This is a genomic window from Cohnella laeviribosi DSM 21336, from assembly GCF_000378425.1.
Taxonomy (GTDB): Bacteria; Bacillota; Bacilli; order Paenibacillales; family Paenibacillaceae; genus Cohnella; species Cohnella laeviribosi.
The window spans coordinates 1-23,500 of record NZ_KB899838.1; the positions used below are offsets into that span (position 1 = coordinate 1).

Below are 23,500 nucleotides of genomic sequence, written 5' to 3' on the forward strand. Positions count from 1 at the left end.
GGGCAATAACCGCATGATGGACAAGGAGGTGACGCTTTTTCCGCTGCCGGACTCCCCTACGATGCCCAGCGTTTCTCCCTTTTCCAGCGAGAAGCTGATGCCGTCCACCACGCGGACGGGGCCGGACGGGCCGGCAAATTCTACGGTCAGATTGTCGACGGACAGAAGCTTGGTCATCGTTGCCTCCCGTGCTCAGGTGGGAAACCCCCGAAGGGATTCGGGGGCCTTGTCTTGATCTTATTTATAGAGCGAAACGAACCGAATGATTTCATCCGGGTAGAAAATGTAACCCTTGACGTCCTTGCTGAAGCCGGCGATCAGATTGCTTTCGTACAGATACGCCCACGGAGCGTCGGCCGTAACGATTTTTTGGACTTCCTTGTAAAGCTCCGTCCGCTTGGCTTCGTCCGGTTCCACGTTGGCTTTGGCCAGCAGTTCGTCCACTTGCTTGTTCGAGTACCCCGTGTAGTTGGAGGCGCCTTTGCTGTCGAGCAAAAAGCCGTAGTGGTAGGACGGGTCGTTCACAAGCGACGTATACTTGCCGAGGAAGGCGGCCGCCTGCTTGTTGTTGACCAGCTCGCGGTATTGGGCCGGGGCCACTTTCTTGATGTTCAACGTCACCCCGATTTTCTCCAGGTCGGCTTTCAGCAGAACCGCAATGTCCTCATAGTCTTGCGTAGAAGAATTGACCACCAGATCGAAGGTAAAGCCATTTTCGTACCCGGCTTCCTTCAGCAGGGACTTCGCTTTTTCCAAATCGAATTTATACGGGTTCCCTTCGGACGTGTGCGCCGGCGATTTGCTCGAGATCGAGCTGGTCATGGGGGAAGCCTGTCCGTACATGACGCTCTGGATCAGCTTCTGCTGGTCGATGGCGTAGTTGATCGCCTGGCGGACTTTCAACTGGTCGAACGGTTTGAATTTGGCGTTCATGCCCAGGTAGACGATCCGGTTCGTGGAATCCGATTGGATGACCACGTTGTCCTTTTGCTTCAGGCTCTCCACGTCTTTCGGAGGAATGTCGAGCGCGACGTCGACATCGCCCTTCTCCAGCATCAGCTCGCGGTTCGAAGCTTCCTTGACGTATTTCACGATCACTTTGTCAACCTTCGGCGCGCCCTTCCAGTAGTTCTTGTTCGCCACGAACACCGCTTCCGAAGCGGGGTCCCATTTCTCCAGGGAGAACGGGCCGGAACCGGCCGAGTGCCGCGTCAAATAATCGTCCGGTTGGCCTTTGGCGACGGACGGGTCCACGATGGAGAACGTGAAGGTGGCCAGATACTTCAGGAACAAATGGTTCGGCGCGTTCAGCTTGAACTCGACGGTTCTGTCGTCGATTTTGTTGACCGATTGGATGTTGGCGAGTTTGTACAGGCTACCGCCTTCGCCTTTCGTCTGCACCCGTTCGAACGAATACAGCACCGCGTCGGCGTTCACCGGGTTGCCGCTTTGGAATTTCACGCCGTCCCGCAAGGTGAACGTGTAGGTTTTCAGATCGTCGGACACGGTCCATTTTTCGGCCAGGGAAGGCTCGATTTTGTCGGTGCGGCCAATCGTCTTGCCGTCCTTTTCTTCCGTTCCGCTTGTGACGAGCTGATCGTACAGCGCGAACGCGTAGGAAGCGGAGGTTAAATCGCCCGCCTCGTGCGGGTCCATCGTTTGGCCGGCGCCTTGCGAATACGCGATCGTAATCGTCTTCGCGCCGGCAGACTCAGCCGGCTGCGACGACTGCGCCCCGCTGTCGGAAGCGCTCGGGCTCGCGCCCGCGCCTTCTCTCGGATTCGCGCTTTTGGTGCAGCCGGCAAGCAGCAAGACGACCAATAACGTAGAGATGAAAACCAGCAGCTTTTGTCGTTTCATTTTTGTCCACTCCCAAACGATGAAGTATCTCTTCTATTTATTTAGTGGAACGGCTGTGAGGGTCCAGTTCGTCCCGCAGCCCGTCCCCAAGCAGGAAAAATCCGAAAATGGTCGTGGCAATGGCCAATCCGGGAAAGACCGTCATCCACCATTCGCCCGACAGAATATAGTCCCGTCCGTACGAGATCATCGCGCCCCATTCCGCGGTCGGCGGCCTTACGCCAAGCCCGATAAAATTCAGGCTCGACGTGGTGAGGACGGCGGAACCGAGTCCGAGCGTAATCTGCACCAGCAAGGGGCCGAAGGCGTTCGGCAGCACGTGATGGAGCAAAATCCAATGGTGCCGGACGCCCAGCGCCCGGCTGGCTTCGATGTATTCATGCTCCTTGATGACGACGGTCTGGCCGTACATGAGCCGGGCGAACTCCGGTATGGCGACGATCCCGACGGCCAGCAGCGCGCCCAAAAGCCCCGGTCCGATGGAGGCCGCAAGCGCCATGGCCAGAATCAGCGACGGAAACGCAAGCAGCGAATCCATGGCGCGCATGATGAGATTGCCGGTTTTTCCGCCGAAATAGCCTGCGACGGCGCCCAGCGGAATGCCGATGACGCAGGCGATGCCGACGGACACCATGCCCGTCCATACGGTGACCCGCGCTCCGTACAGGACGCGGCTGAATATGTCCCTTCCGAAATTGTCGGTGCCGAACCAATGCTCGGAATTGGGCGGCAGCAGCTTGTCCTCCGGATTCAGCTCATTCGGGTGGTAAGGCGCCAGCAGCGGCGCAAGCAGCGCCAGCAAGATCCAAACCGACACGATCGACAACCCGATGACTGTCAACCGGTTACGCAGCAATGTTCTCAGCTTAATCATAACGCACCCTCGGATCCAATACGCCGTACAGCAACTCGACCAGAAGATTCACCGCGCCGTAGAGCACGGCGCTGATCAGCGTCATGGCCTGAATCGGCGCGTAGTCGGCGGAAAGAATCGATTCCGTAACGTAATTGCCGACCCCCGGCCACGCGAAGATCGTTTCGGTGATCACGGCTCCTCCGAGCAGATAGCCGAACTGCAGTCCGATCACCGTCAACGCGGGGATTAGGGAATTCATGAGACCGTGCTTGCAAATGACGGCCGTTTCCGACAGCCCTTTGGCTTTTGCCGTCCTCATGAAATCCTGCTTGATGACTTCCAGCATGCTCGCCCTGATCATTTTCGTCACGATCGCGATCGTCCCCATGCTCAAACAAAAGGCCGGCATGAGCAGATGGAGCAGGGAATCCTTCAACGCGACCATATCCCAGCTCAGCAGGCTGTCCACCACATAAAGCCCCGTCACATGCGTCGGAGGATAAATGCCGTCGCTGATGCGGCCGACCGGAGCGGGCAACCAGCCGAGCTTCGAATAGAACAGCGCGATCAGCAGCAGCCCCAGCCAGAAGATCGGCACGGACGACCCGACAAACGATAGAAACCGCGCGATGTGGTCGAATACCGAGTTTTGCTTTGCGGCCCCCAAGATGCCGAGAGGCAGCGCGACGATCAGGGCAATGATCATGCTGGCCAGCGTAAGCTCAAGCGTGGCGGGGAACCGCGTGATGAAATCCGAGGCTACGGGATGACCCGTGTGCCAGGCGTATCCGAGGTCTCCCCTCGCCAATTGCTTCAGATATTCCCATAGCTGCACCAGCAGCGGCTGGTCGAACCCGTACTGGGCGCGAACTTTGTCCACGAACTCCGGCAACGCCTGCTCGCCCGTTATCATCAGGGCTGGATCGCCCGGCAGCACCCTGGTCAAGATGAATGTGATCACGATGATCCCGGCCAAGCTCGGCACCATCATCGCGATACGCCGGATCGCGTATGCCAGCAACTCCCTTCATCCTCCTTAACTCGTACCATGCGGCGGCTAAATGCCCAGCAAGCCGAAAAACTCAAACCGGACCGCCTCTGCCGCCAATTGTTCAGGCGTAAGATTCGCCAAATCGGAATCCGGAGGAACGGGGCCGAACAGCCATCTGGCGACAATCCCTTCGATCAGGCTCATCAGGAGCGCCGCCCGCACGTGCAGATCCATCGATTCCGGCAGCATGCCGAACTCGATGGCCCTTTGGATATTGCGCCTGAACGCTTCCTCCATGGCAACGCGCGCCTCCCTGAAGGCTTGGCGGATCGCCTCGTCCTCGCCGCGCTCGGTCAGCAGCAGTTCCATAAAATAACGGTTGTCGCGGGCGAACCGGAAAATGTCGGCCAGCAGCCGCTGAGAGCCCTGAACCATCTCCTGCACGGTCCCGGGCTCGGTCCGATAGCCTTTGCCGATGACCTGAAGCAAGCGTTCCTTCCCGGATTGGATAATTTCGAGCGCAATCGATTCTTTGCTTTTGAAATACCAGTAAAACGTTCCTTGCGCCACGCCGGCCTGGGCCACAATATCGGAAATCTTCGTTTTGTGATAACCGTATTTGGCGAACCGTTCCACCGCAATCGCCAGCAGTTGCTCCCTGCGCAAATCCCGCTGCGTTGCTTGCTGATCAGAGGCGATAACTACCCCTCCCTCCAGATTGACTGGTCAGTCAGTATTGATATTTTATCGGGTTACTCGGATTTTGTCAACGATCCTTTCTGGTCAAAACGGAAACGCTCCTCCTCTTGTCCGGACCGGACAGAGAGGCGAGGAGCGCATTGAACCCGTTATTCCGGCATCCATCGGATCGATCAGGACAAGGCTACCGCACCCGGGGAGGCGGGCTCACTCATCGCGAAACGCTGCGTCAAGCGTCCGCAGATCGGGATCGTCGATGTCCCAGCCGACGCCGCCTACGTTTTCCTCCACCTGTGCGGCCGTCTTGGCCCCTGCGATAATGGAAGTGACCGCGGGATTCGCCGCCAGCCAGCGCAAGGCGACCTGCCCGGGCGTTTTTCCGTACTTGGCTGCGATTTCTTTCAGACGCTCCGCCTTCCGCTGAAGCAGGTTATATGGAGACTGAAGAGAGACGATCGGCGCGATCGCCTGCGCTTCCCTTAGCTGTTCGACCGAGAAATTGGACACGCCGATATGGCGGATCTTCCCCTCCTGGACAAGATCCTTCAGCGCGCCGATCGTTTCGGCGATCGGCACTTTTCCGGTCGGGTCCGGCCAGTGCACCTGGTACAGATCGATGTAGTCCGTTCCGAGCCGCTTCAGGCTTTCGTCCACTTCTCGGCGCGCGCCCGCGGCGGATACGTCGTTATGGATTCCGTTCGCATCCCAGACCAATCCGAATTTGGTCGCGATGATCACCTGTTTTCGAAACGGCTTCAGCACCCGGCCCAGCAGGCGCTCCGATTCGCCAAAGCCGTATACGGGGGCGGTATCGAAGAAGTTGACCCCCTCTTCGTAGGCGCGGATGATCGCCTCTTCCAGCTCGCTTTCGGTGACGCGGCCCCATCCCACTTTGCCTGCGGCCCAAGCGCCGAAGCCGATCACCGATACCTCAAGACCGCTGCTTCCCAGCTTTCTTTTCTCCATCCGAAATCCTCCTCCTTTATCGATGCGCCGGATCTTTTCTCAAAAACGAAAAGGCCAGCGCCAATACCAAAATGCCGCCTTTGACGATGTCCTGCGCGAAATAAGGCACGTTCATCATCGTCAGCCCGTTCAGCAGCACGCCGATCAGAATCGATCCGAGCAGCGTGCCGACGACGCTCGGCCGCTTCTCCCCGAACAAGGCGTACCCGATATAAGCCGACGCGACCGCATCCATCAGCAGCGGGGCTCCCGCGGACACCTGTCCCGTGCCGATCCGGCTGGCGAGCAAAATCCCGCCCAGGGCCGCAAACAAGCCGCTCACGACATACGCGAACACCCGATAGCCGGACACCGAAATGCCGAACAGATTGGCCGCTTCCGGATTGCCTCCGACCATATACATGCGCCGGCCGAACGTGGTGAATTCGAGAAACAGATAGGAGATCAAGACGAACGCCAGCATCAAAAGGACCGGCATCGGCACGCCGAACAGCTCCCCCTGGCCGATGAATTTAAAGGAAGGAATGAAGCGCCCGGTTTGTTCCCCGACGGAAGACGGCATCCCTTCGTAAATCGAATAGCCTTTCGAATAGGTGAGCTGGATCCCGTTGACCATGTACATGACCGCCAGCGTGGCGAGCAGATCCGGAAGCTTGAGTTTGACGATGAGCAGCGCGTTGAGCAGCCCCACGAAGACGCCGCACAGCAACGGGATCAGCAAGGCCACGAGCAGCTCCTGCCGGTGCAGCACCAGGGCGGAGGCTGCGGCGATCGTCGCCAGGCTGGTCGTGGAGCCGACAGACACGTCGAAGCCGTCGACCACCAGACTGAACGTCACGCCCAGCGCAAGAAACGTCACAATCGAAATGGATCGTAAAATATCGCTTAAATTGCTGTACGTAAAAAAGTGCTCGTTCACGACGGAAAAATAAGCGATAACGCCGACAATCGTAATGACGGCGCCGTAGCGGAACAACCATTCCGGCACCGTTTTTGTCGCCGGCAACCGTTCTTTTGACCGGACTTCAATTGCCTCCACTCGGCTGTTCTCCCCTTTCCGCAACCGATAACAGCATCTCCGCCGTTGCCTTGTCGGAGCACATCCATGCGACGATCCGCCGCCGGGACAGGACAAAGATCCGGTCGGCGATGCGCAGCGCATCATCCGGCTCGGCCGTCAAATACAAGATCGAAGCCCCCTGGTCCGCCAAGGATTCGATCATTCGAAAGATCGTCTCCTTGGCGGCCACGTCGATGCCTTTCATCGGCTCGTCGAAAATGGCCAGCACCGGCTTGCGCGCAAACCACTTCGCGATCGCCACCTTCTGCTGGTTCCCGCCGCTGAGCGCGCCCGCTTTGTAAGAAGGGATCGCCGGCGATATGGCGAACGCGCCGATCAGTTCCCGGGCGTAGGCGATTTCCCTGGATTTGAAGATCCAGCCCCGGAAAGAAAGCGCCAAGTGCGTCCGGATATCGTACCGTTTCCAAATCCCCTGCTTTCCTCTCTCTTCGGGAACGAACGCAAGCCCCTGACGGGCGGCCCCGCGCGTTCCCCGGATCAGGCGCTCGTTGCCGCGGATCAAGGCGCGGTAGGGCTTCGAGGCTCCGAACAGCGCGCGCGCAAGACGGGTTTTTCCGCTGCCCAGCAGGCCGAAGCCGACCACGATTTCCCCCGGCTTGAGCCCCAAGCCGATGCCGGGGGCATCGGGATCGAGCGGGAGGCCGCGAACCGCGAATTGCTCCGGACCTTCAAACTCCTTGTATGGCCGGCGCCGAATCGACGCTTCCCCTCCGGTCATCGCGGCCACCACCTCTTCCAGCGTGGTCTGGCCGGTCTTTCGCTCCAGGACCAGCTTGCCGCCGCGAAGAACGCTGATCCGATCGGACAAAGCGAAGATCTCGTTCATCCGGTGGGAAACGAACACGATCCCGATGCCCTGCCGCTTGAGCTCCTCGATCAGCTGGCCGAACCGCTCCGCCTCTTTCCGGTCGAACGAGGCCGTCGGCTCGTCCAGCAGCAAGTACTTTGCCTGTCCCGCCACGGCCCGTACGATCGAAAGCATTTGCTTCTCGTAAATGGACAGCGAAGCCACCGGCCGGTTGACGTTCCAGTCCAGTCCGAAGCGCCGCAGCATCTCCCGGGCCCTGAGACGGTTAGTCCGCCGGGAGAAACCGATTCGGCGCTCATCCTTGAGCAGGCCGACCGTCAGATTCTCGTGCACCGTAAGCGCCGGAACCAGTCCGCGGTCGACCTCCTGCGTCAAAAAGACGATTCCCGCCGCCGCGGCTTCCTTCGGGGATCGGAACGCAACGGGACGACGGTCGATCTCGACCGTCCCCCCCTGTGGAATATACACCCCGGCGGCCAGATGGAGCAGGGTGCTTTTTCCCGCTCCGTTCATGCCCAGCAAGGCATGCACTTCGCCCGGCGCGACCGCGAACGTAACCCGGTCCAGCACCTTTTGGGCGCCGAATCCATGCTCGATAGACCGAAGAACAAGCGTCATTTTTGAGCCCTCTTCGCAAGTTCCTCCATCCACGGCGATTTGGCCGTATCGGAGCTGCCCCAGCCCGGCACGTACTTGCCGAGATCGGCAAACGAGATTTTTTCTTTAGGCAACGCGGATTTCAGGATCAAATGGGGCTCGATCGACACGCTGTCCGGAACCGTTTCCCCGGCAACCTTCTGATAGACGAGCCGGGTTTGGATCTGGCCGATGTCCGTCGGATTCGTGGCGGACGCCGCGACCCACGGACTGTCCTCCGCCTGAAACAGCGGCAAGTCTTCTTCCGTCAGGTCGATGCCGTATATTTTGATGTCGGTGCGCCCCGATTGCTTGATCGCCTGGTATGCGCCGCGGGTGAATTCGTTCCATGTGGTGTAAATCGCCTGCAGCTGCCCCGGTTCCGGATATTTCTTGAGCCAAGCGTCGACTTGGGCCTGCGTGTCCAGCGCCGTATTGGCGGTTACGCTTCCCGCGCGGACAACCTCTTTGATGTTCGGATACCGCTTCTTGAACGCTTCGATCATGACTTCGCGGCGCTCCATCGGCAGGTAGCCGGCGACCCACAGAATACCGATGTTGCCCTTTCCGTTCAGGTCGGTCGCGAGCTGCTTCAAGGACTGCCAGCCCAGCAAATAGTCGTCCTGATCGATGGAAGTAACGCCGGGGAGGGTTAAGTCGCTGTCGTAGGCGACGACGGGAATGCCCGCGTCCAGCGCCTTCTGCACGACGGGGGCGAGCGCCTGGGCCGTCCCGTTGTTGATCAGGATCGCGTCCACTTTCTCGTTGACGGCCGCCTCCACGTTGGAAGCCATTTTGGCCAAGTCGTTGTTCGAATCGAATATTTTGAGCTCGCCGCCGAAGGCTGCGACCTGGTCTTTAATCCCCTGGCTGTATTGGGCGAAAAAGGAACCCGTCGTAATCCGGGTGACGAGCGCGATTTTCAACGGCTTCTGCAGCTTGTCCGGAAGCGCCGCCGATGGCGTGTCGGCCGCGCTGCTCTCCGTTGCCGCCTCTGCCGACGGGGCGGATGAAGCGGATGGCGACGGCGAGGGCGATACGGTCGAAGAGGCGGGCGGGGAGGATGACTCCGCCGCGTTCTGTTCGTTGGTGCAGGCGGCTAAAAGAAGAAATACGGCCGTAAGAAACCAAGCTAACGTCTTTTTCATGAAAATCGTACACTCCCTATATGGTTATGAAATCGAAATGCCGGTTCATAGAAAGACTTGTCGTTGCCGCTTCTCACCTCCCGAATCCAAAAAAAATAAAAAACTCCACATCGCCATTCCCGATGAGAATGGCGGTTGTGGAGCTGCTGGCGGACCAGTAAGCCGGTATTCGATTGGCGATAATTCCGATGTCCTAAAACTATTTTCATAGTATAGAATGCTCTTTCGACTTGTCAAGACAAATTTCTTATTATTCCGACTTGACTACTATATATTAAAGGATTATACTTTTTTCAAATCGAACGGCATTCCAAAAGGAGGAAACCCGCCATGGCCAAGAAACGAATCGATCACGTCGGCGTCATTGTCAAAGATTTGGATACGACGATCCGGTTCTACACCGAAATCGTAGGGCTTCAGGTCAAAGCCCGGTTCACCCACACGAACGGCGTGCTGCAGCTCGCTTTTCTGGGCTTCGAGGGCTCGGACGAAACCGAAATCGAGCTGATCCAAGGATATAACGACCAGCTGCCGGCGGAAGGCAAAGTGCACCACTTCGCGGTCAACGTGCCCGATCTCGAGGCGGAGTACGAAAGGCTGAAGAAGCTGAATATTCCTTTTGTCGAAGGCCACGATCAAATCACGACGCTGCCGAACGGCCACAAGTACTTCTTCATCTACGGACCGGAAAACGAATGGATCGAGTTTTTCCAAAGGTAATCCGCCGGGCGGGTGTCGCCCGAACGGCGCAAACGGGACGAAGCAGAGTCCGTATCTGCTTCGTCCCGTTTTCAGTTGGTTCTGATGTTCAAATGATAGAGAGTTCCGCCGTGAAGCCCTTCGGCTTCATTCCGGCGTACTCCTCGTACCGTTCTCTTACGCTTCCGCTGCTCGCGTCGGGATGTATATCCGGTGCTTCATGGCCATCGTATCCCCTTCCTTCAGCCGTTTTCCCCCGCAGAAATGAAAATTGGCAGGCCGTCACTTCTGCTCGCCGCTGATGGAAATTTCATTGCTGCCGAAGGCGGCGATCGCGTTTTTCTTCGGATAGAAGCGCGGGGCATGCGCGAGGATCCCGTCCCGGGTAAAGAACGGGCTGTCCGGGCGAAGCGGCAGCGCAACCGTCGCTCCCGTCGCGGCCGACTCGTAAATCGCATTGATGATTTCCAGCGTTTTTCGGCCCTCATGTCCCGTTACCAACACCCGGCCGGTGCCGCTTTCGATCGCGGTCAGCACGTCGTCGATTTGCCCTTTGTGGCCGACATGCCGCAGCGGCGGAATGCCGCTGGCGAAAGCTTCGATCTCGCGCTCCAGCTCCGCATGCACGACCGGAAAGCCGTTCTCCTGCGCAAGCGATGCCGTCGCCCGCCACGGCATGGAGACCCGCGCTTTCTCGCCTTGAAAGACCAATTGCTGCTCCTGGCCATGATGCACGACCGAGCTCGTCACTTGCGCAATCGCCCGGGGGTAGGACAGGATGGCGACGGACAAGTCTTCCACCTCGGCATTGTCGTGCGCCGTATTGCGCATGACGGCCGTCACCTGATCCGGCATGCCCATCATCCATTGAAACAGATCGATATGATGAACGGCATGGTTCAGCGTGCACCCTCCCCCTTCCTTTTCCCAGGTGCCGCGCCACCATAAATCGTAGTAGGAATACCCTCTCCACCAAAACGAATCGACCTGGGCATGCAGGATCCGCCCGACAAGCCCGGATTCGAGCACGCGCTTCAGCTTCATGGCCGCGTCCCCGAACCGGTTCTGGCTGACGACCGACAGAATCTTGCCCGAAGCCGCCGCCGCTTCGTTCATCCGGTCGCACTCCGCCAGCGACGAAGCCATCGGCTTCTCCACCAGCACGTGCTTGCCTGCGCGAAGCGCGTTAATCGCAATCTCCGCATGCGTAAACGGAGGCGTGCATACCGAGACGAGGTCGATATCGCCGCGCGACAGCAGCTCGTCGCAGTCGCCGGTCACGGCGCAGTCCAGGGCGAACTTCCGTTTTTTCTCTTCCGCCTTCTCCGAAGCGATGTCGCACAAGGCGACGATCCGGCATCTATCGGCGAACTGCGAATACGCTCCAATGTGGGCGTCGGATATGGCACCCGTTCCAATGACGGCTACACGGATCATAGGATGCATCTCCTTTGGGTTGAATGCGGAAGGAAACCGTCCCCCGTTCGGCTTGCAACAGGGGACGGTTCAACCGGTTTTACTGGCCTTTTTCGGCGCGGTAAGCCGCCCGTTTCTCGTCCATGACGGCTTGGCCGCCGATTTTCATATAGTCTTGCACTTCCTTGTCGTACACTTTATCGAAATCGGACGGTTTGGCCGTCACGACCTTCACAAAGATCTCGTCGTCTTTTTCCTTGAGTGTCGTGGCGTACTTGATTTCCGATTCGATCGCCGCGGTGACGGTCGGCTTCGTGACGCCGTCGTTCGATCCCGCCTCGATGCTGGCGACGGTAAAGTCTTTGAAATTCGGATCGGACGCGTTGGCCGCGATGTTCAGTTTCTCGTCGGTCAGGCTGACGAATTTGCCGTTCAGAATCATCAGGTAATCGGTGTAATTGTACAGCGTTTGCTTCGCCTTATCGTTGTCGAGCGTTTGCGGGACGCCGTTCACCATCTCGTACGTTTCGCCTTCGATGCCGTTCTGCAGCGCGATAATATTTTCCGGCAGCGCCATCCAGTCCAAATATTTGATGACCGCCTCCGCATTCTTGCTCGCTTTGGGAACGAGCAAATAGATGCCGTTCGGCGTATAGACCGGCTTCGGATGCTTGCCGCGGGAGTCCGAGAACGGATCGATCGGGATGAGCTTGGCGTTCGGATTCGCTTTCTGCACTTCCGCCAAATAGCCTTGGTATACCGGTTCGTTCGTATTGGTGGTGGCCGCGCCGATGCGTCCGTTGATCAGGTCTTTCTGGAACTGCGTCGTATCTTTGTTCATCGTCAGCGGGAAATCGGGATCGATCAGCCCTTCGTTGTACAGCTTGTTCAGGAAGCGGAAGCCTTCCTTGTTGCCCGGCATCAGCCATTCCGGGTTGGCGAACAGATCTTCGTCGGAAATTTTATCCCATTCCCAGAAGGAGTACACCAGCGGACGCGTATGGAAGTAGTCGATATAGCCGTACGGAATGATTTTGTCTCCCGCATTGCCCGGCTTTTTCTCTTTAAACGCTTTCAACGCGTTGTAGAACTGTTCGGTCGTCGTCGGAACGGGCAGGCCCAGCTCTTCCAGCCAGTCGCCGCGGATAATCGTCGTCGTCTGAGGCAGCAGAACGCGGCGAGCGGGAATCGCGTACTGCTTGCCTTCGAACACGCCGTATTCCAGCACTTCGTCTCCCAATACTTTCTTCAGGTTTTGCCCGTATTGCTCCAGAAGCGGCCCGAGGTCGGTCAAGCCGCCGTCCTTCACGTACTTCCGGACCGTCGGCGTGTCGTAGGTGAACACCAGATCCGGCGCTTGGTTCGCCGCCATCAGCACGTTCAGCTTGTCGATTTCCTGCGATCTCGGCACCGTGACGAACTCGACTTTGATGTTGTTCGGGTCCCCGAAGTTTTTCTGAATATACTGGGTCATGAAGTTGTCGGTAATCGGCGGCGCCCCGGCAGGGGTGTTGTTGCGGTCGAACAGCTCGATCCGCAGCGTGATCGGATCGCCCTTGGGCGGTTCGGATTTCTCCGGCCCGGATGCGGACGCGGACGGCGGCGAGCCGCTGGCTTGGGCGTCGTTGCCTTTGTTCCCGCCGCAGGCGGCCAGAAGCGCGGCCGTCATCACCACCGCAAGCAATCCCGCGAAGCCTTTCCTCCAATTGAACATCTCTTTTCAACTCCCTTTTGAATGATATGTTTGTATAGAAACCCTTTAGAAGGGTAACTATCAGCCTTTGACCGCCCCGATCATCATGCCGGATATGAAATAGCGCTGCAGCCACGGATAGACGAGCAGAATCGGGACGGTGGCGAACATGATGGAAGCGGCCTTCAAGCTTTCCGGCACCGGAGCGGCGGCATTGTTCATCCCTTCCGCCATGTCGATGACCTGGCTGTTGATGACCATTTCGTACAGCCTCAGTTGCAGCGGATACAAGTCCGACTTCGTAATGTACAGCAGCGCGTCCATAAACCCGTTCCACCGCCCGACCGCATAGAACAGGCCCAACGTCGCGAGAACCGGGAGCGACAGCGGCAATACCAGGTAGCGCAAAATGGTAAAATGGCCGGCCCCGTCGATGCGCGCGGACTCCTCAAGTTCAACCGGAATGGAGGAGAAAAAGGTTTTGAGAATCAGCAAGTAGAACGCGTTAATGGCGCCGGGCAAAACGAGCACCCAGACGGTGTCCAGCAAATTCAGATTTCGCATCAGCAGATAGTCGGGAATGATGCCCCCGCTGAAGAACATGGTCAGGACAATGATGAACAGAAAAAAACCGCGGCCCTTCAAGTTCGGCTTCGTGAGCGGATAAGCGGCCATGATGGTCATCGTCATGGAGACGGCGGTAAACAGCGCGACCATCCAAACGGTAAACACCAGCGATTTGATCATGGCGGCGTTGCCGAATACGGTTTTGTAAGCGGTCAGATCGATGTCGACGGGAATAAACGTGACTTTGCCGGCCATAATCGGTCCGTTCGAACTGAGCGAGAGCGCCAGAATGTTCAGCATCGGCGCCAAACACAGCAGGCTCGCCGCCGCGATAAAACCCATGATGACATAATCCGCCGCTTTGCCATTGCCGTACTTGCCGTACTGCTTCATCATGCCAACCTCCTTACCAAATGCCTTGATCGTTGATTTTGCGGGAAAACAGCTCGGCGGACAGCAGGAAGACAAGACCGACGACCGCCTGGAACAGGCCGATGGCGGTGGCGATCGTATACCTCGCCGATTGAATGCCGATTTTGTATACGTATGTGCTGATGACTTCCGATACGTCGATCACTTGCGGATTGCTGAGCACGTAAGGACGATCGAAACCGATGCTGGCCATATGGCCGATGTTGATGATGAGCAGGATGACGATGGTCGGCTTGATCCCCGGGAGCGTGATATGCCACATTTTCCGCAGCCGGCTCGCGCCGTCGACCTCGGCCGCCTCGTACAAATCTTTATTGATGCCCGTCAAAGCGGCCAAATAAATGATCGTCCCCCATCCGGCGCTTTGCCAGATGCCGATGCCCAAGTAGGAGAAAATCCAGTAAATCGGCTCCGACAAAAATGGGATCGCTTTCAAACCGAAAGAAGTCAATATCTGATTGACGACCCCCGAATGCGTCGCCAGCAGCTGAACCGCCATTCCGCCGATAATGACCCATGAAATAAAATGGGGAAGATACAGAATCGTCTGCACGCTTTTCTTGAACCACCGGATACGCAGTTCGTTCAACAGAATCGCCAGCACGATCGGAATCGGAAATCCGATGACAAGATCCAGCAAATTGAGCACGAAGGTGTTGCGCAGCGCATTGTAGAAACCGTCCATCGCGAACACTTCCCGGAACGCTTCCAAGCCGATCCAAGGGCTGGCCATGACGCCTTTGAAAATGTTGTAATCCTTGAACGCCACCACGACGCCCAGCATGGGAATGTACTTGAACAAGACAAAATAAACGAAGGGAAACAACAGCAGCAAGTACAGTTGCCAATTTTGGCGAATGGATTTCATGCCAGTCCTCCCCGCTTTTCGCTTCTCCATGAGGTGATCACGCTCGCCCTTCACTGTAACAGGTGAAATCCGTTCGGGAAATTGTCATTAATCCTCCGGTTAACCAATACGCCAAAAACGCCGTGCCTTCAGGCCTTAACCGTTTTCCGGCGCTTTACTTTTTTGCCTTATTTTATTACATTAACGCGGTATCGTGTTAAATTACGGAATGAAAAGAAAGACTGTTGAGCGTTTCTCAACAGTCCGTCCTGCCTGCGGGAAACGGCCGGCTTGGCGCTTATTCCAACAGCCGCAGCCGATAGACGTTCCGATATTCTCCGGGCGGCAGATCGTACATTTTTTTGAACGCGCGATGGAACGAAATGACGTGGGTGTAGCCGACCTTCTCCGCAATGTTCTGAATCGGCTCATCCGTATGGACGAGCATCTCCTTGGCGTGGTTAAACCGCACCTTGAGCAGGTAATCGAGGAAATTTTCGCCGATTTCTTCTTTGAACAGGCTGCTGACGCTGCGCGGCTTGAGCCCGTACCGGTCGCCGACCTGAACGAGGGACAGGCTGGGATCGGCATAATTGCGGTCGATGTATTCCTTGATTTGCATGGCGATCTTATGTTTCTTGCGGCTGACTTGCTCCTGCTCGATCTCTTCGGCCAACGCGGCCATTTCCGCCTCCAGGCTCTCGTGCAGCTCGGCGATCGTTTCCGTCTCGTCGGCGATTTGCGCGAGCCGGCGTTCGTAACGGTCGGACCACCGCCGCTTTATGTCCGGCGACAAGGCGCCGATCTCTTTCCCAAGCCTGTGAATCAGGTTGTTCAGAAAGGCCGCAAGTTCCAAGCGGGAAGCCGGCATGTCCTGCAGCCTCCCCATCAGATCGGCGAGCCCGGACTTCCATTGTTCGTCGCCCGAACGGAAATAATGGGCAATCTCCATGATCGCCTGATAACAGCGGTACGATTCTCCGTTCGTTCTCGCGCCGATGGTTCGGTTGTCGATGATGCTGCCCGTTCCGAATGCCGCTTTGAAGGACACGTTTTCCTTCGCATTCCGGAAAGCGCTTGCAATGTCTTCGATCGAATCGACCGCTTCGCCGATCCCGGCCGACACCGTCAATTCCAGATTGCCGGCAAGCCACTTTTGGAACTCTTCGCATGCCTGCCGCAGCGTCTCCTGTCCGGACGTACCGCTCTCATGCAAGTGCAGGACGGCGGCCATTTGCCGGGGTTCGACCCAAGCGTGCCACATCGACAAGCCCCGCTGCTGGACAAGCTCGCGGAACGCGGTCTCCAGCAAAAATTTCAGCAGGTTCTGATCGGCCGGTTTGTATTTCTCGGTAAAAGAACGGTAGCGGTCGATTTCCAGCACCACGACGCCGAGCTGTTTGTAGGTATGCGGCAGGCCGAACGACCGCATCTGCTTCTCCCATTCCGGCTCGGTCAGGGTCCGGAACCCTTCGAGCAGCTCCAGGAACAACGTTTGCCGCCGCAGCCGCTCGCCTTCCTTGTGCAGGTTTTCATAATCGACCGATTTTCGCAGCAAGTCGTCGATCGCCGTTTCAATGAACTTGAACTCGTTCGCATGCGTTTTGAGCCCGAGCTGTTCGCTCTTCCGCGCCATGTAGCCTTCCATTTTGGCGAGGATCGCCTGAATCGGCTTGTAGTGGACGTGCGTGATCAGCGTGAACAGCACGAGAGCCAGCACGATGATCGCCAGCACGATAATGAACCAAATGTTCGACAGCATCGACAGCACGGAATACTCCTCCGCGTGGATGATGTCCGCCCGGTAATACCACCCGGTATATTCTGAACGCACGTACATATCAAGCCCGGAAGTGTCCGGCGGATGAAAAAAGCTGCCCAGAAGCTGAACCGATTCGGTCGTCTTCGGATGAAACTGGTTCAGGTACGCCACAATCGAGCTTAAGTAAACGTTGATGACGACGGCGCCTTGCTTGTCGGCAGCGTAGGGGTACACCTTGATCAGCGAAACGACCTGCTGCTTGTTGGGATCGTCCGCCGACAGGCTGTACGGCCGCGGATCGGTCCAGCCGGCGGAAACGCGCCTCTCGTACGCGTCCGCAAAAAACGCCTTGTCGCCGAAAGACGGCAGCAGAAAGACGCCGGATTCCGTTAAGACTTTGTCGGTTGCGGCGTTGTACAAATAGATGGAACTGGCAAACGGAAGCGTCGATTTGACGTCGATCAGCTTTTTCTGAATCGTGTAGTAGTCGAACAACGATTTCGGCTCGTCGTTAAAGAAGGTTTGCAGCAATTTGTCCGTGTACAATTCGCTCACCACGTTCCGCTCGATCAGCTTCAGCGTGGCGTCCGTACTCTCCATCAATTGCCGGACAATCGCCTTGTTCGTCTCCATGTAGCGGTTTTCGGACGAACGGTTGAGCATAGTAAAGAAAATTAAAATCAGCGAGGAAATGGCGACAAAGAAAATCGGCGTGTAGGAAAGCATCATCCGGTAATACCAGTTCATTCGCATCGGGAATCCGCCCCTAATCGTCATAGGTAATTCCAGTCTAATCCCGGACGGATGTAAGTGCAATATTTGTTTGTCAAAAGAATCGCTCGCGCCGAAACCTTCTTCTTTTTTCCAACGTTTATCGATCTGCCGGCACGAACCGTTCCGCATGGGAAGTGTCCAAATCGACGAGCTGATGGAGGTTTTCTCATGCCGGCCGGCCTGCGTACCGCAGCAGGACGCCGACCGTCCGCTCGGGAGCGCTCGTGTACAGCCGGTACGCATCCGCCGCGTTTTCCACGTCCACGACCTCCGAGATGAGCTCCCGAACGCGAAGTTTCTTTTCGGCCAACAACCGCAGGTACTCCTCGACGTTGCGGCCTTCCGTCCACCGGACGTACCCGACGGGATAATCGAACCCGTCCACCTCGTAATCCCGGTCGTACCGGCCCGGTCCGCCGGCGCGGGAAATGAGAATCTGCGCTTCTTTCGCGAACATGAGCTCCCGTTCGAATTCCATCTTCAAATCGCCGACGACGACGATTTTTCCTCTGTCGCGGAGGCGCCTCAGCGATGCGTTGATCAGCTCCGGCGCATGGCCGCCGGCGCACAGGATAACCGCGTCCGCCCCCTCCCCTCTCGTATGTTCGGACAAATGGCGCTCCATTTCTTCAGCCGTATCGTACACGCGGGATATTCCCGCCCGGCGCAGCAGCTCGCAGCGGGAAGGGAGCAGGTCGTGGCCGATCACGTGGCAGGAAGCGGCATGCGCGACCTGGGCGATGATCTGGCCGAGAATCCCCAGGCCGACGACAATGACGCTTTCCCCGAAATGGAGGTCGGCTTGCCGCAAGGCGTGGATCGCGATGGCGCCCAATCCGGCCAGCGACGCTTCTTCGAAGGTCACGCCGTCCGGCACGGGCGCAACCAAGTGTTTGGGCACCGCCAGCGTTTCGGCATGATGGACGAACGGCGCTCCGTAGCAGGCCACCTTTTGGCCGGGGCGCACGTGGGCAACCCCCTCTCCCGTTTCCAGCACGATGCCGGAGGCGCTGTAGCCGAGCTGAACGGGCCGGTCGCCGGCCCGCTTTACCATGGACATTTCGGTCCCCGGACTGATGGCCGAAAAGACCGTTTGGATCAACACGAAATTCGGGGCTACCCGCGGCTTGGGCTGTTCCGCCGTTTTCACGGCGCCGGCTTGGGCGATCACAGTTTTCAAGGTTGTTCTCCCTCCGTCAAGTGGTATGTCTCTATGCGTTTGGAGCGGCCGCCGCTCAGGATTTGATGCCGGACATGGCGATCCCTTCGGTGAAATAGCGCTGAAAGAACAGGAAAATCAAGAACGTCGGAATGAACGAAAGGACCGCGCCCGCCATCTCGATGCCGAAATTCCCTTCTTTGGTCAATAGCGAGGACAGGCCGACCGTGATCGGATACATCTTTTCCGCCGTCAGGAAAATGAGCGGCGTAAACAGGTCGTTCCAGCACGAGATGAAAGCGAACGTCCCTACCGTGGCCAGCGCCGGTTTGGCCAGCGGCAGCATGATCTGAAAGAACACCCGAAAGTCTCCGGCGCCGTCGATGTAAGCCGCTTCCTCCATGTCGTTCGGGATGGTCAGCATGAACTGCCGGACGAGGAATACGCCCATAATCGACCAGAGCTCGGGGACGATAATGGAGGCGTACGTGTTGACCCAGCCGAACTTGCTGAACATGATGAATTTCGGGATGATGAGCAGTTGGTTCGGCACCATGACGACCGCCATCAGCAGCCAAAATATCGTTTCCCTGCCGAAAAACCGCTTTTTCGCGAAAATGTAGCCGAGCAAGCCCGCGAGAAAAAGCTGGGCGGCTACCGGGACCAAGGTCAGGAACAAGGAATTGCCGATCCATCTCGCAAAGTTGCTGGCTTCGAAGATGTAGTTGAAGTTGTACAGGGTCGGTTCGTCCGGAATCCAGAACAGCGGGTCGGCGATCGCCCGTCCCACCTTCTGAAACGAGCCGAGCGCCATCAGGACGAACGGAAACAGAAAGACGGCGCCCAAGAGCGCGAAGACGACGTACAAAGGCAGTCTTTTTAACGCGGCTGGCATATCGGCGGCTCCCTTCCGGCTACCCCGTTAATAATGGACTTCCTTGCCCAGAAACTTCCGCTGAACAAGGGACAGGATCAATACGATGAAGAACAGGACATACGCCAGCACGCTCGCATACCCCATGCGCAGGCCGACGAAGCCCTCCTGGTACAAGTAGTAGACGATTGTCGTCGTCGCGTAATTCGGTCCGCCGGACGTGAGCAGGAAGGCCGAATCGAAGATTTGAAACGAACCGATCGTCGTAAAAATGGCCACGTAAAAATGGATCGGCAGCAGCAGGACGAAGGTGATGCGCCAGAACATCGTCCAGCCCGAAGCCCCGTCGATTTTGGCCGCCTCGTACAAATGCGCCGGAATCGACTTCAGCCCCGCATAGTAGTACACCATCGTGCTTCCGCAGACTTTGAACACGCTCAGCGACGCCAGCACGATCATCGCCTGCTTCGAGTCCGAGAAAAACAATTGCGGCCCGATTCCGAACCAGCTTAGCACGTAGTTGAAAATGCCGGTATCGTTCCCTTTGAATATCCAGGCCCAAATGCCGGAGATGACGACGAAGGACGTGACGACCGGCACAAAGTAGACGCTTTTGAAAAAGCCGGCCAGCTTCGACCGGACGCTCACGAGCAGCGCGAGCAGCAGCCCGATCCCCATTGTCGGCAAAATGTAATACAGCGAGAAGAGGAGCGTATTGCCGATCGACTTCCAGGCCAGCCTGTCGTGAAGGAACGTTTCCCAATTCTTGAATCCGGCAAACTCGGCTTTTCCGATGATCGGCCAGTCCATGAACGAAAGTACGAAACTGAAGCCGAGCGGGAAGGCCTGAAACACGAGAAAATGAAGCAAAACCGGCACCAGAACGACGTAGACGAACGCGTTTTTCCGCCATTCTTTTTTCAAGCGGGCGGCCAACCCGGGTTTCGCCGAGACGTTGGCGGTATCCGCCGTCGCATATGCTTTCAATCCGCGTCCCCCCGAAGATCAGATTGGAACAGAAGAGCCGCGCACCCCTTGCGCGGCTCCCGCAAAACCGTGCGCGCCCGCAAGCGGCGACGGCTTCCTTACAATTTGGCCAATTCGTCTTTCACGGCCTGAGCGGCTGCGCCGGCGGCTTCCTGCGGCGTTTTGGCGCCTTCGAGCATGGCGGCGATTTCCGCCTGGATCTTGGGCATAATCGTCCGCGCGACGGGACTTACGATTCCCGGGCGGGAGACGGCGGCGATTTCGGTCATCTTCTTCATCGCTTCGTCGCCGTCGTGGATGGACCCCGCCGACTTCCGGGCCGGAATGTAGTTCGTCAATTTGTTGAAGGCCTCCTGATTTTCTTTATTGGTAAGCAGCTTGACGAACTCGGCCGCCGCCGCTTTGTTTTTGCTTTTTTCCGACACGACGAACATGCCGACCGTCCCGAAAGTCGCTTTCACCTTATCCGTCAGCGGCTCGCCGATGACGTAGTTGATTTTTTCTTCGTTGAGGACGTTGACCGTATACCCGCTTCCCCAGATCGCCATCATTTTGCCGGACAAAAATTCGGGGAACTGGTCTTTGTTCGAGACGGAATCGGCCGGAATCCATTTTTTGTCGTACATGTCCTTGATGTATTGGAAGGTGGCCACGCCGGCTTCGTTGTCCAGAATGACGCTGCCGTCTTCCGCGAGAACGTCTCCGCCTTTTTGCCATAAAAGCGGATACAAAGTCGCGTTGCAGCAAGCTTCCGCTCCGGCGAAATCGCGGGCGTAATAACCTTTCGAAACCGCCTTCTCCGCCCAGGCGTTGAATTCGTCCCAAGTCGTCGGGAGCTTCGCCGGGTCCTCGCCGATCGCCTTCACGATATCGGCATTGTAAATGAGCGTTTGCGTCTCTTGCAGAATCGGCAGCGCGTATTGCTTGCCGCCGAAGTTGCCGGCCCGAAGCGCCCCTTCGTTGAAATCCGCCAAATCCGCGTCCGCCAGGTAGTCGTCCAACGGAGCCAGCACGCCTTGATTGGCGAACTGCGGCACCTGGTCCGGAATTTGGTAGAAGACGTCCGGTCCCGTTCCGGAAGCGATCGCGGTCAAGATTTTTTGCTCCCGTTCCTTCCACGGAATTTCCTCGTACTTCACTTTCACGTTGGGGTATTTCGCATTATAATCTTGAATGACCGCATTCCAAAACGCTTTCAATTCCGAAGCTTTTTCCTCGCTGACGTACGGATGGGCCCAGACGGTGATTTCGCCGGACAACGCTTCGCCCGCAGGCGTGCCGGAGCTTTCGCCGGAAGCCGATGCCGACGGCGGCGGCGATGCCGGCGGGCTCGAAGCGGCGGTATCCCGGTTGCCGTTCGAGCCGCAGGCGACCAACGCCAGAGACCAGACCAGGATCGCGAGAAGAAGAATCCCTTTTTTGAACATGCAGACCTTCCCTTCGGTTTTGGAGTATGTCGCAACGCTATTTCTAATACTTATCTGGTTCATATCTGCATTGTAAAGGAGCTTTGAAAGCGTCGTCAACGCCCTTCGGCTTTATGGACCATTTAAAGACAGCCGACAGATCGCGCCATTGAACCTGTTTTTCCGCATCCGAAAGCTTTCCGCCTCCCCCTCTCCCCGTAATCGGCCGATGTCTTCGTTTTTGTTCATATCTAGTCTATATCCATCATAGAAAACCTCGGGGTATGCGTCAACAAAACTGACAAATAAAGACGGATTAAGGACAGGGGATGCTTGGGGTTGTTCTGGCAGGGTAGATAATATGACATAAACAAAAAACGGCCGAAGCCGTTCTTCTCCTTGCGCCGGATTCCTCCTATTGCCGCGCGCCAACCGGATAAAGCTGCGACTTCAGCCGCCGGATGACGGATTCTTCGTCTTCCATGCCGGACCAGAACAGCTTCAGTTCCTTCCGCACCGTCTCCAGCTGGGACGCCGCCAGATTCAAATCCGTAAACAAGCGGAAAGTCGGGATGATTTCCCGGTACATATGAAAGCGGGAGGGGCGAACCATCGATTCTTTGCCCTGCCATTCCGCAGCCTTCTTGTTCGCCGGAATGCTGAGCGTCCGCTGCCGGATCTTGAGCTGGACCGGATAGGACAGCATGTAGTCCAGAAAGGTCCGGGCGGCTTCTTTCACTTTCGATTTCCGGCTGACCGCCGCCCCGATGGCCAAAAGCAGCGTTCTCGCCTCGCCCAGATGCGGGAGCGGGGCCACGTCGAACGAAAAGGGGGCGCCGATAAAGCGGTTCAGGCTGAAATAGGTCGTCATGATCATGGACAGCTTGCCCTGGAGAAAAAGATCCTCCGCGTCGGCGTCGCTTTCCGACATATAGTTCGGAAACAGGCTGCGGTCCCGCTGAATCTGGCGGAACAGCGCCAGGCTGCGCCTGAGCCGCCCGTCGTTCCCGCCGTCGCCGGGGGCGAATGCGGCGCCCGACTGCAGCAGAAAGACGGGCCACCGGTTATCGGACAGCAGGTGGAAGTAAAACCCGTACCGGCCTTGGCTTTCGCTCAGTTTTTCCGCCGCGGCCAGCAATTCGTCCCACGTCCAGCCGCTGTCGGGTTCGGGAAGCTGCTTTTCGACGAAATGATCCCGGTTGTAACAAAGGACGACCGGCGAAAAAATGAAGGGGAGCGCGCAGACGGCGCCGTTGTCCGCAAACGCTTTGGAAACGAACGGATACAGCTCGGGCTTCGGTTCCAGCTCCTCGAGCAGATCCGTGAGCCCGCCCTCCGCCATGTGCCGGAAATCGGTATAGTTGATCGTCATCACGTCCAGCAGGTCACTTCGCATGTATTCCGCGACCGTGCCGGCGAACTGGTCGTACGGAAGCGGAATCGACCGCACCCGGATATGCGGATGCCCGGTGTGAAAGTCCGAAAGCACCCGGTTGATCAGCCCTTCCTGCAGGACGGACGGATAATAGCCGAACTTTACGGTCACGACGCCCTCCGCGTCCGGTCTGGCGACGCGGTTGCCGACTCTCGGCACTTTCTCGATCAGCTTTTCCGCCACCAGCATCTCGAGGCCTTTCCGGACGGAATTTTTGCTGAGCTGGAACTGCTCGCCCAAGGCCTGCTCGGACGGCAAAAATTCGCCGATCGGACGCTTGCCGGACACGATTTCTTCTCTCAACAGGGATACCATTTCATCCAACCGTTTCCGGAATGTCGTTCGGCTCGGTTTGTTGGTCATCTCCAAACCCCTTCGCTATGCATGCCGGTTCCCGCCGACAT

At 57.4% G+C, this 23,500-nt stretch carries 20 protein-coding genes; 1 reads left to right on the forward strand and 19 read right to left on the reverse strand.

The window, feature by feature from the left end; all coding sequences use genetic code 11:
* From F560_RS23530 to F560_RS0116870, 9 genes are all read right to left on the reverse strand, one after another.
* The coding region (locus F560_RS23530) for an ATP-binding cassette domain-containing protein (protein ID WP_033396328.1) at positions 1 to 177 on the reverse strand (177 nt) is incomplete at its 3' end.
* Between the two features lie 60 nt (positions 178 to 237).
* Positions 238 to 1,860: an ABC transporter substrate-binding protein gene (locus F560_RS0116835; protein ID WP_019006931.1), complete on the reverse strand. Its 1,623-nt coding sequence runs from the start codon at positions 1,858 to 1,860 to the stop codon at positions 238 to 240.
* Between the two features lie 37 nt (positions 1,861 to 1,897).
* Positions 1,898 to 2,734 (reverse strand): ABC transporter permease, encoded by an 837-nt coding sequence (locus tag F560_RS0116840; protein WP_019006932.1) that lies wholly within the window; start codon positions 2,732 to 2,734, stop codon positions 1,898 to 1,900.
* Complete coding sequence (locus F560_RS0116845) at positions 2,727 to 3,737, reverse strand: ABC transporter permease (RefSeq protein WP_019006933.1); 1,011 nt, start codon at positions 3,735 to 3,737, stop codon at positions 2,727 to 2,729. The genes F560_RS0116840 and F560_RS0116845 overlap by 8 nt, the downstream gene beginning before the upstream one ends.
* A 36-nt stretch (positions 3,738 to 3,773) precedes the next feature.
* Positions 3,774 to 4,373, reverse strand: coding sequence for a TetR/AcrR family transcriptional regulator (locus F560_RS0116850; protein ID WP_019006934.1), 600 nt, complete (start codon positions 4,371 to 4,373; stop codon positions 3,774 to 3,776).
* Positions 4,374 to 4,613: 240 nt separating this feature from the next.
* On the reverse strand, positions 4,614 to 5,372 hold the full coding sequence (locus F560_RS0116855; RefSeq protein ID WP_019006935.1) for an aldo/keto reductase: 759 nt from the start codon (positions 5,370 to 5,372) through the stop codon (positions 4,614 to 4,616).
* A gap of 16 nt (positions 5,373 to 5,388) precedes the next feature.
* Complete coding sequence (locus F560_RS0116860; RefSeq protein ID WP_026298350.1) at positions 5,389 to 6,378, reverse strand: ABC transporter permease; 990 nt, start codon at positions 6,376 to 6,378, stop codon at positions 5,389 to 5,391.
* Between the two features lie 19 nt (positions 6,379 to 6,397).
* Positions 6,398 to 7,879, reverse strand: a complete 1,482-nt coding sequence (locus F560_RS0116865) for a sugar ABC transporter ATP-binding protein (RefSeq protein ID WP_019006937.1) — start codon at positions 7,877 to 7,879, stop codon at positions 6,398 to 6,400.
* On the reverse strand, positions 7,876 to 9,045 hold the full coding sequence (locus tag F560_RS0116870; RefSeq protein WP_019006938.1) for a sugar ABC transporter substrate-binding protein: 1,170 nt from the start codon (positions 9,043 to 9,045) through the stop codon (positions 7,876 to 7,878). The genes F560_RS0116865 and F560_RS0116870 overlap by 4 nt, the downstream gene beginning before the upstream one ends.
* 330 nt (positions 9,046 to 9,375) lie before the next feature.
* On the opposite strand from F560_RS0116870, the gene F560_RS0116875 reads away from it, so the two are divergent.
* Complete coding sequence (locus F560_RS0116875) at positions 9,376 to 9,765, forward strand: VOC family protein (protein ID WP_019006939.1); 390 nt, start codon at positions 9,376 to 9,378, stop codon at positions 9,763 to 9,765.
* A 261-nt stretch (positions 9,766 to 10,026) separates the two neighbouring features.
* Here F560_RS0116875 and F560_RS0116880 read toward each other — a convergent pair whose 3' ends face one another.
* From F560_RS0116880 to F560_RS0116925, 10 genes are all read right to left on the reverse strand, one after another.
* Positions 10,027 to 11,181 carry a Gfo/Idh/MocA family protein gene (locus tag F560_RS0116880; RefSeq protein WP_019006940.1) on the reverse strand — a complete coding sequence of 385 codons (1,155 nt, stop codon included), beginning with the start codon at positions 11,179 to 11,181 and terminating at the stop codon, positions 10,027 to 10,029.
* A gap of 79 nt (positions 11,182 to 11,260) precedes the next feature.
* Positions 11,261 to 12,874: an extracellular solute-binding protein gene (locus tag F560_RS0116885; RefSeq protein ID WP_019006941.1), complete on the reverse strand. Its 1,614-nt coding sequence runs from the start codon at positions 12,872 to 12,874 to the stop codon at positions 11,261 to 11,263.
* A 60-nt stretch (positions 12,875 to 12,934) separates the two neighbouring features.
* A complete protein-coding gene (locus tag F560_RS0116890) occupies positions 12,935 to 13,813 on the reverse strand; it encodes a carbohydrate ABC transporter permease (RefSeq protein WP_019006942.1) in 879 nt (292 codons plus the stop codon).
* 13 nt (positions 13,814 to 13,826) lie between these two features.
* Positions 13,827 to 14,720: an ABC transporter permease gene (locus F560_RS0116895; RefSeq protein WP_019006943.1), complete on the reverse strand. Its 894-nt coding sequence runs from the start codon at positions 14,718 to 14,720 to the stop codon at positions 13,827 to 13,829.
* Positions 14,721 to 14,997: 277 nt separating this feature from the next.
* Positions 14,998 to 17,214, reverse strand: a complete 2,217-nt coding sequence (locus F560_RS0116900; RefSeq protein ID WP_019006944.1) for a helix-turn-helix domain-containing protein — start codon at positions 17,212 to 17,214, stop codon at positions 14,998 to 15,000.
* A gap of 187 nt (positions 17,215 to 17,401) precedes the next feature.
* Positions 17,402 to 18,415, reverse strand: a complete 1,014-nt coding sequence (locus F560_RS0116905; RefSeq protein ID WP_019006945.1) for a zinc-dependent alcohol dehydrogenase — start codon at positions 18,413 to 18,415, stop codon at positions 17,402 to 17,404.
* A 55-nt stretch (positions 18,416 to 18,470) separates the two neighbouring features.
* Positions 18,471 to 19,289, reverse strand: coding sequence for a carbohydrate ABC transporter permease (locus tag F560_RS0116910; protein ID WP_019006946.1), 819 nt, complete (start codon positions 19,287 to 19,289; stop codon positions 18,471 to 18,473).
* Positions 19,290 to 19,316: 27 nt separating this feature from the next.
* Positions 19,317 to 20,255 (reverse strand): carbohydrate ABC transporter permease, encoded by a 939-nt coding sequence (locus F560_RS0116915; RefSeq protein WP_019006947.1) that lies wholly within the window; start codon positions 20,253 to 20,255, stop codon positions 19,317 to 19,319.
* A 98-nt stretch (positions 20,256 to 20,353) separates the two neighbouring features.
* Positions 20,354 to 21,682: a sugar ABC transporter substrate-binding protein gene (locus tag F560_RS0116920; protein WP_019006948.1), complete on the reverse strand. Its 1,329-nt coding sequence runs from the start codon at positions 21,680 to 21,682 to the stop codon at positions 20,354 to 20,356.
* A gap of 394 nt (positions 21,683 to 22,076) precedes the next feature.
* Positions 22,077 to 23,459, reverse strand: a complete 1,383-nt coding sequence (locus F560_RS0116925) for an extracellular solute-binding protein (RefSeq protein WP_019006949.1) — start codon at positions 23,457 to 23,459, stop codon at positions 22,077 to 22,079.
* Positions 23,460 to 23,500 lie beyond the last annotated feature (41 nt).

Coding starts and splice junctions, on each gene's coding strand:
- F560_RS0116835 (WP_019006931.1), bottom strand. CDS start 1,860: ATGAAACGACAAAAGCTGCTGGTTTTCATCTCTACGTTATTGGTCGTC.
- F560_RS0116840 (WP_019006932.1), bottom strand. CDS start 2,734: ATGATTAAGCTGAGAACATTGCTGCGTAACCGGTTGACAGTCATCGGG.
- F560_RS0116855 (WP_019006935.1), bottom strand. CDS start 5,372: ATGGAGAAAAGAAAGCTGGGAAGCAGCGGTCTTGAGGTATCGGTGATC.
- F560_RS0116865 (WP_019006937.1), bottom strand. CDS start 7,879: ATGACGCTTGTTCTTCGGTCTATCGAGCATGGATTCGGCGCCCAAAAG.
- F560_RS0116870 (WP_019006938.1), bottom strand. CDS start 9,045: ATGAAAAAGACGTTAGCTTGGTTTCTTACGGCCGTATTTCTTCTTTTA.
- F560_RS0116875 (WP_019006939.1), top strand. CDS start 9,376: ATGGCCAAGAAACGAATCGATCACGTCGGCGTCATTGTCAAAGATTTG.
- F560_RS0116880 (WP_019006940.1), bottom strand. CDS start 11,181: ATGATCCGTGTAGCCGTCATTGGAACGGGTGCCATATCCGACGCCCAC.
- F560_RS0116885 (WP_019006941.1), bottom strand. CDS start 12,874: ATGTTCAATTGGAGGAAAGGCTTCGCGGGATTGCTTGCGGTGGTGATG.
- F560_RS0116890 (WP_019006942.1), bottom strand. CDS start 13,813: ATGAAGCAGTACGGCAAGTACGGCAATGGCAAAGCGGCGGATTATGTC.
- F560_RS0116895 (WP_019006943.1), bottom strand. CDS start 14,720: ATGAAATCCATTCGCCAAAATTGGCAACTGTACTTGCTGCTGTTGTTT.
- F560_RS0116900 (WP_019006944.1), bottom strand. CDS start 17,214: ATGCGAATGAACTGGTATTACCGGATGATGCTTTCCTACACGCCGATT.
- F560_RS0116910 (WP_019006946.1), bottom strand. CDS start 19,289: ATGCCAGCCGCGTTAAAAAGACTGCCTTTGTACGTCGTCTTCGCGCTC.
- F560_RS0116920 (WP_019006948.1), bottom strand. CDS start 21,682: ATGTTCAAAAAAGGGATTCTTCTTCTCGCGATCCTGGTCTGGTCTCTG.
- F560_RS0116925 (WP_019006949.1), bottom strand. CDS start 23,459: ATGACCAACAAACCGAGCCGAACGACATTCCGGAAACGGTTGGATGAA.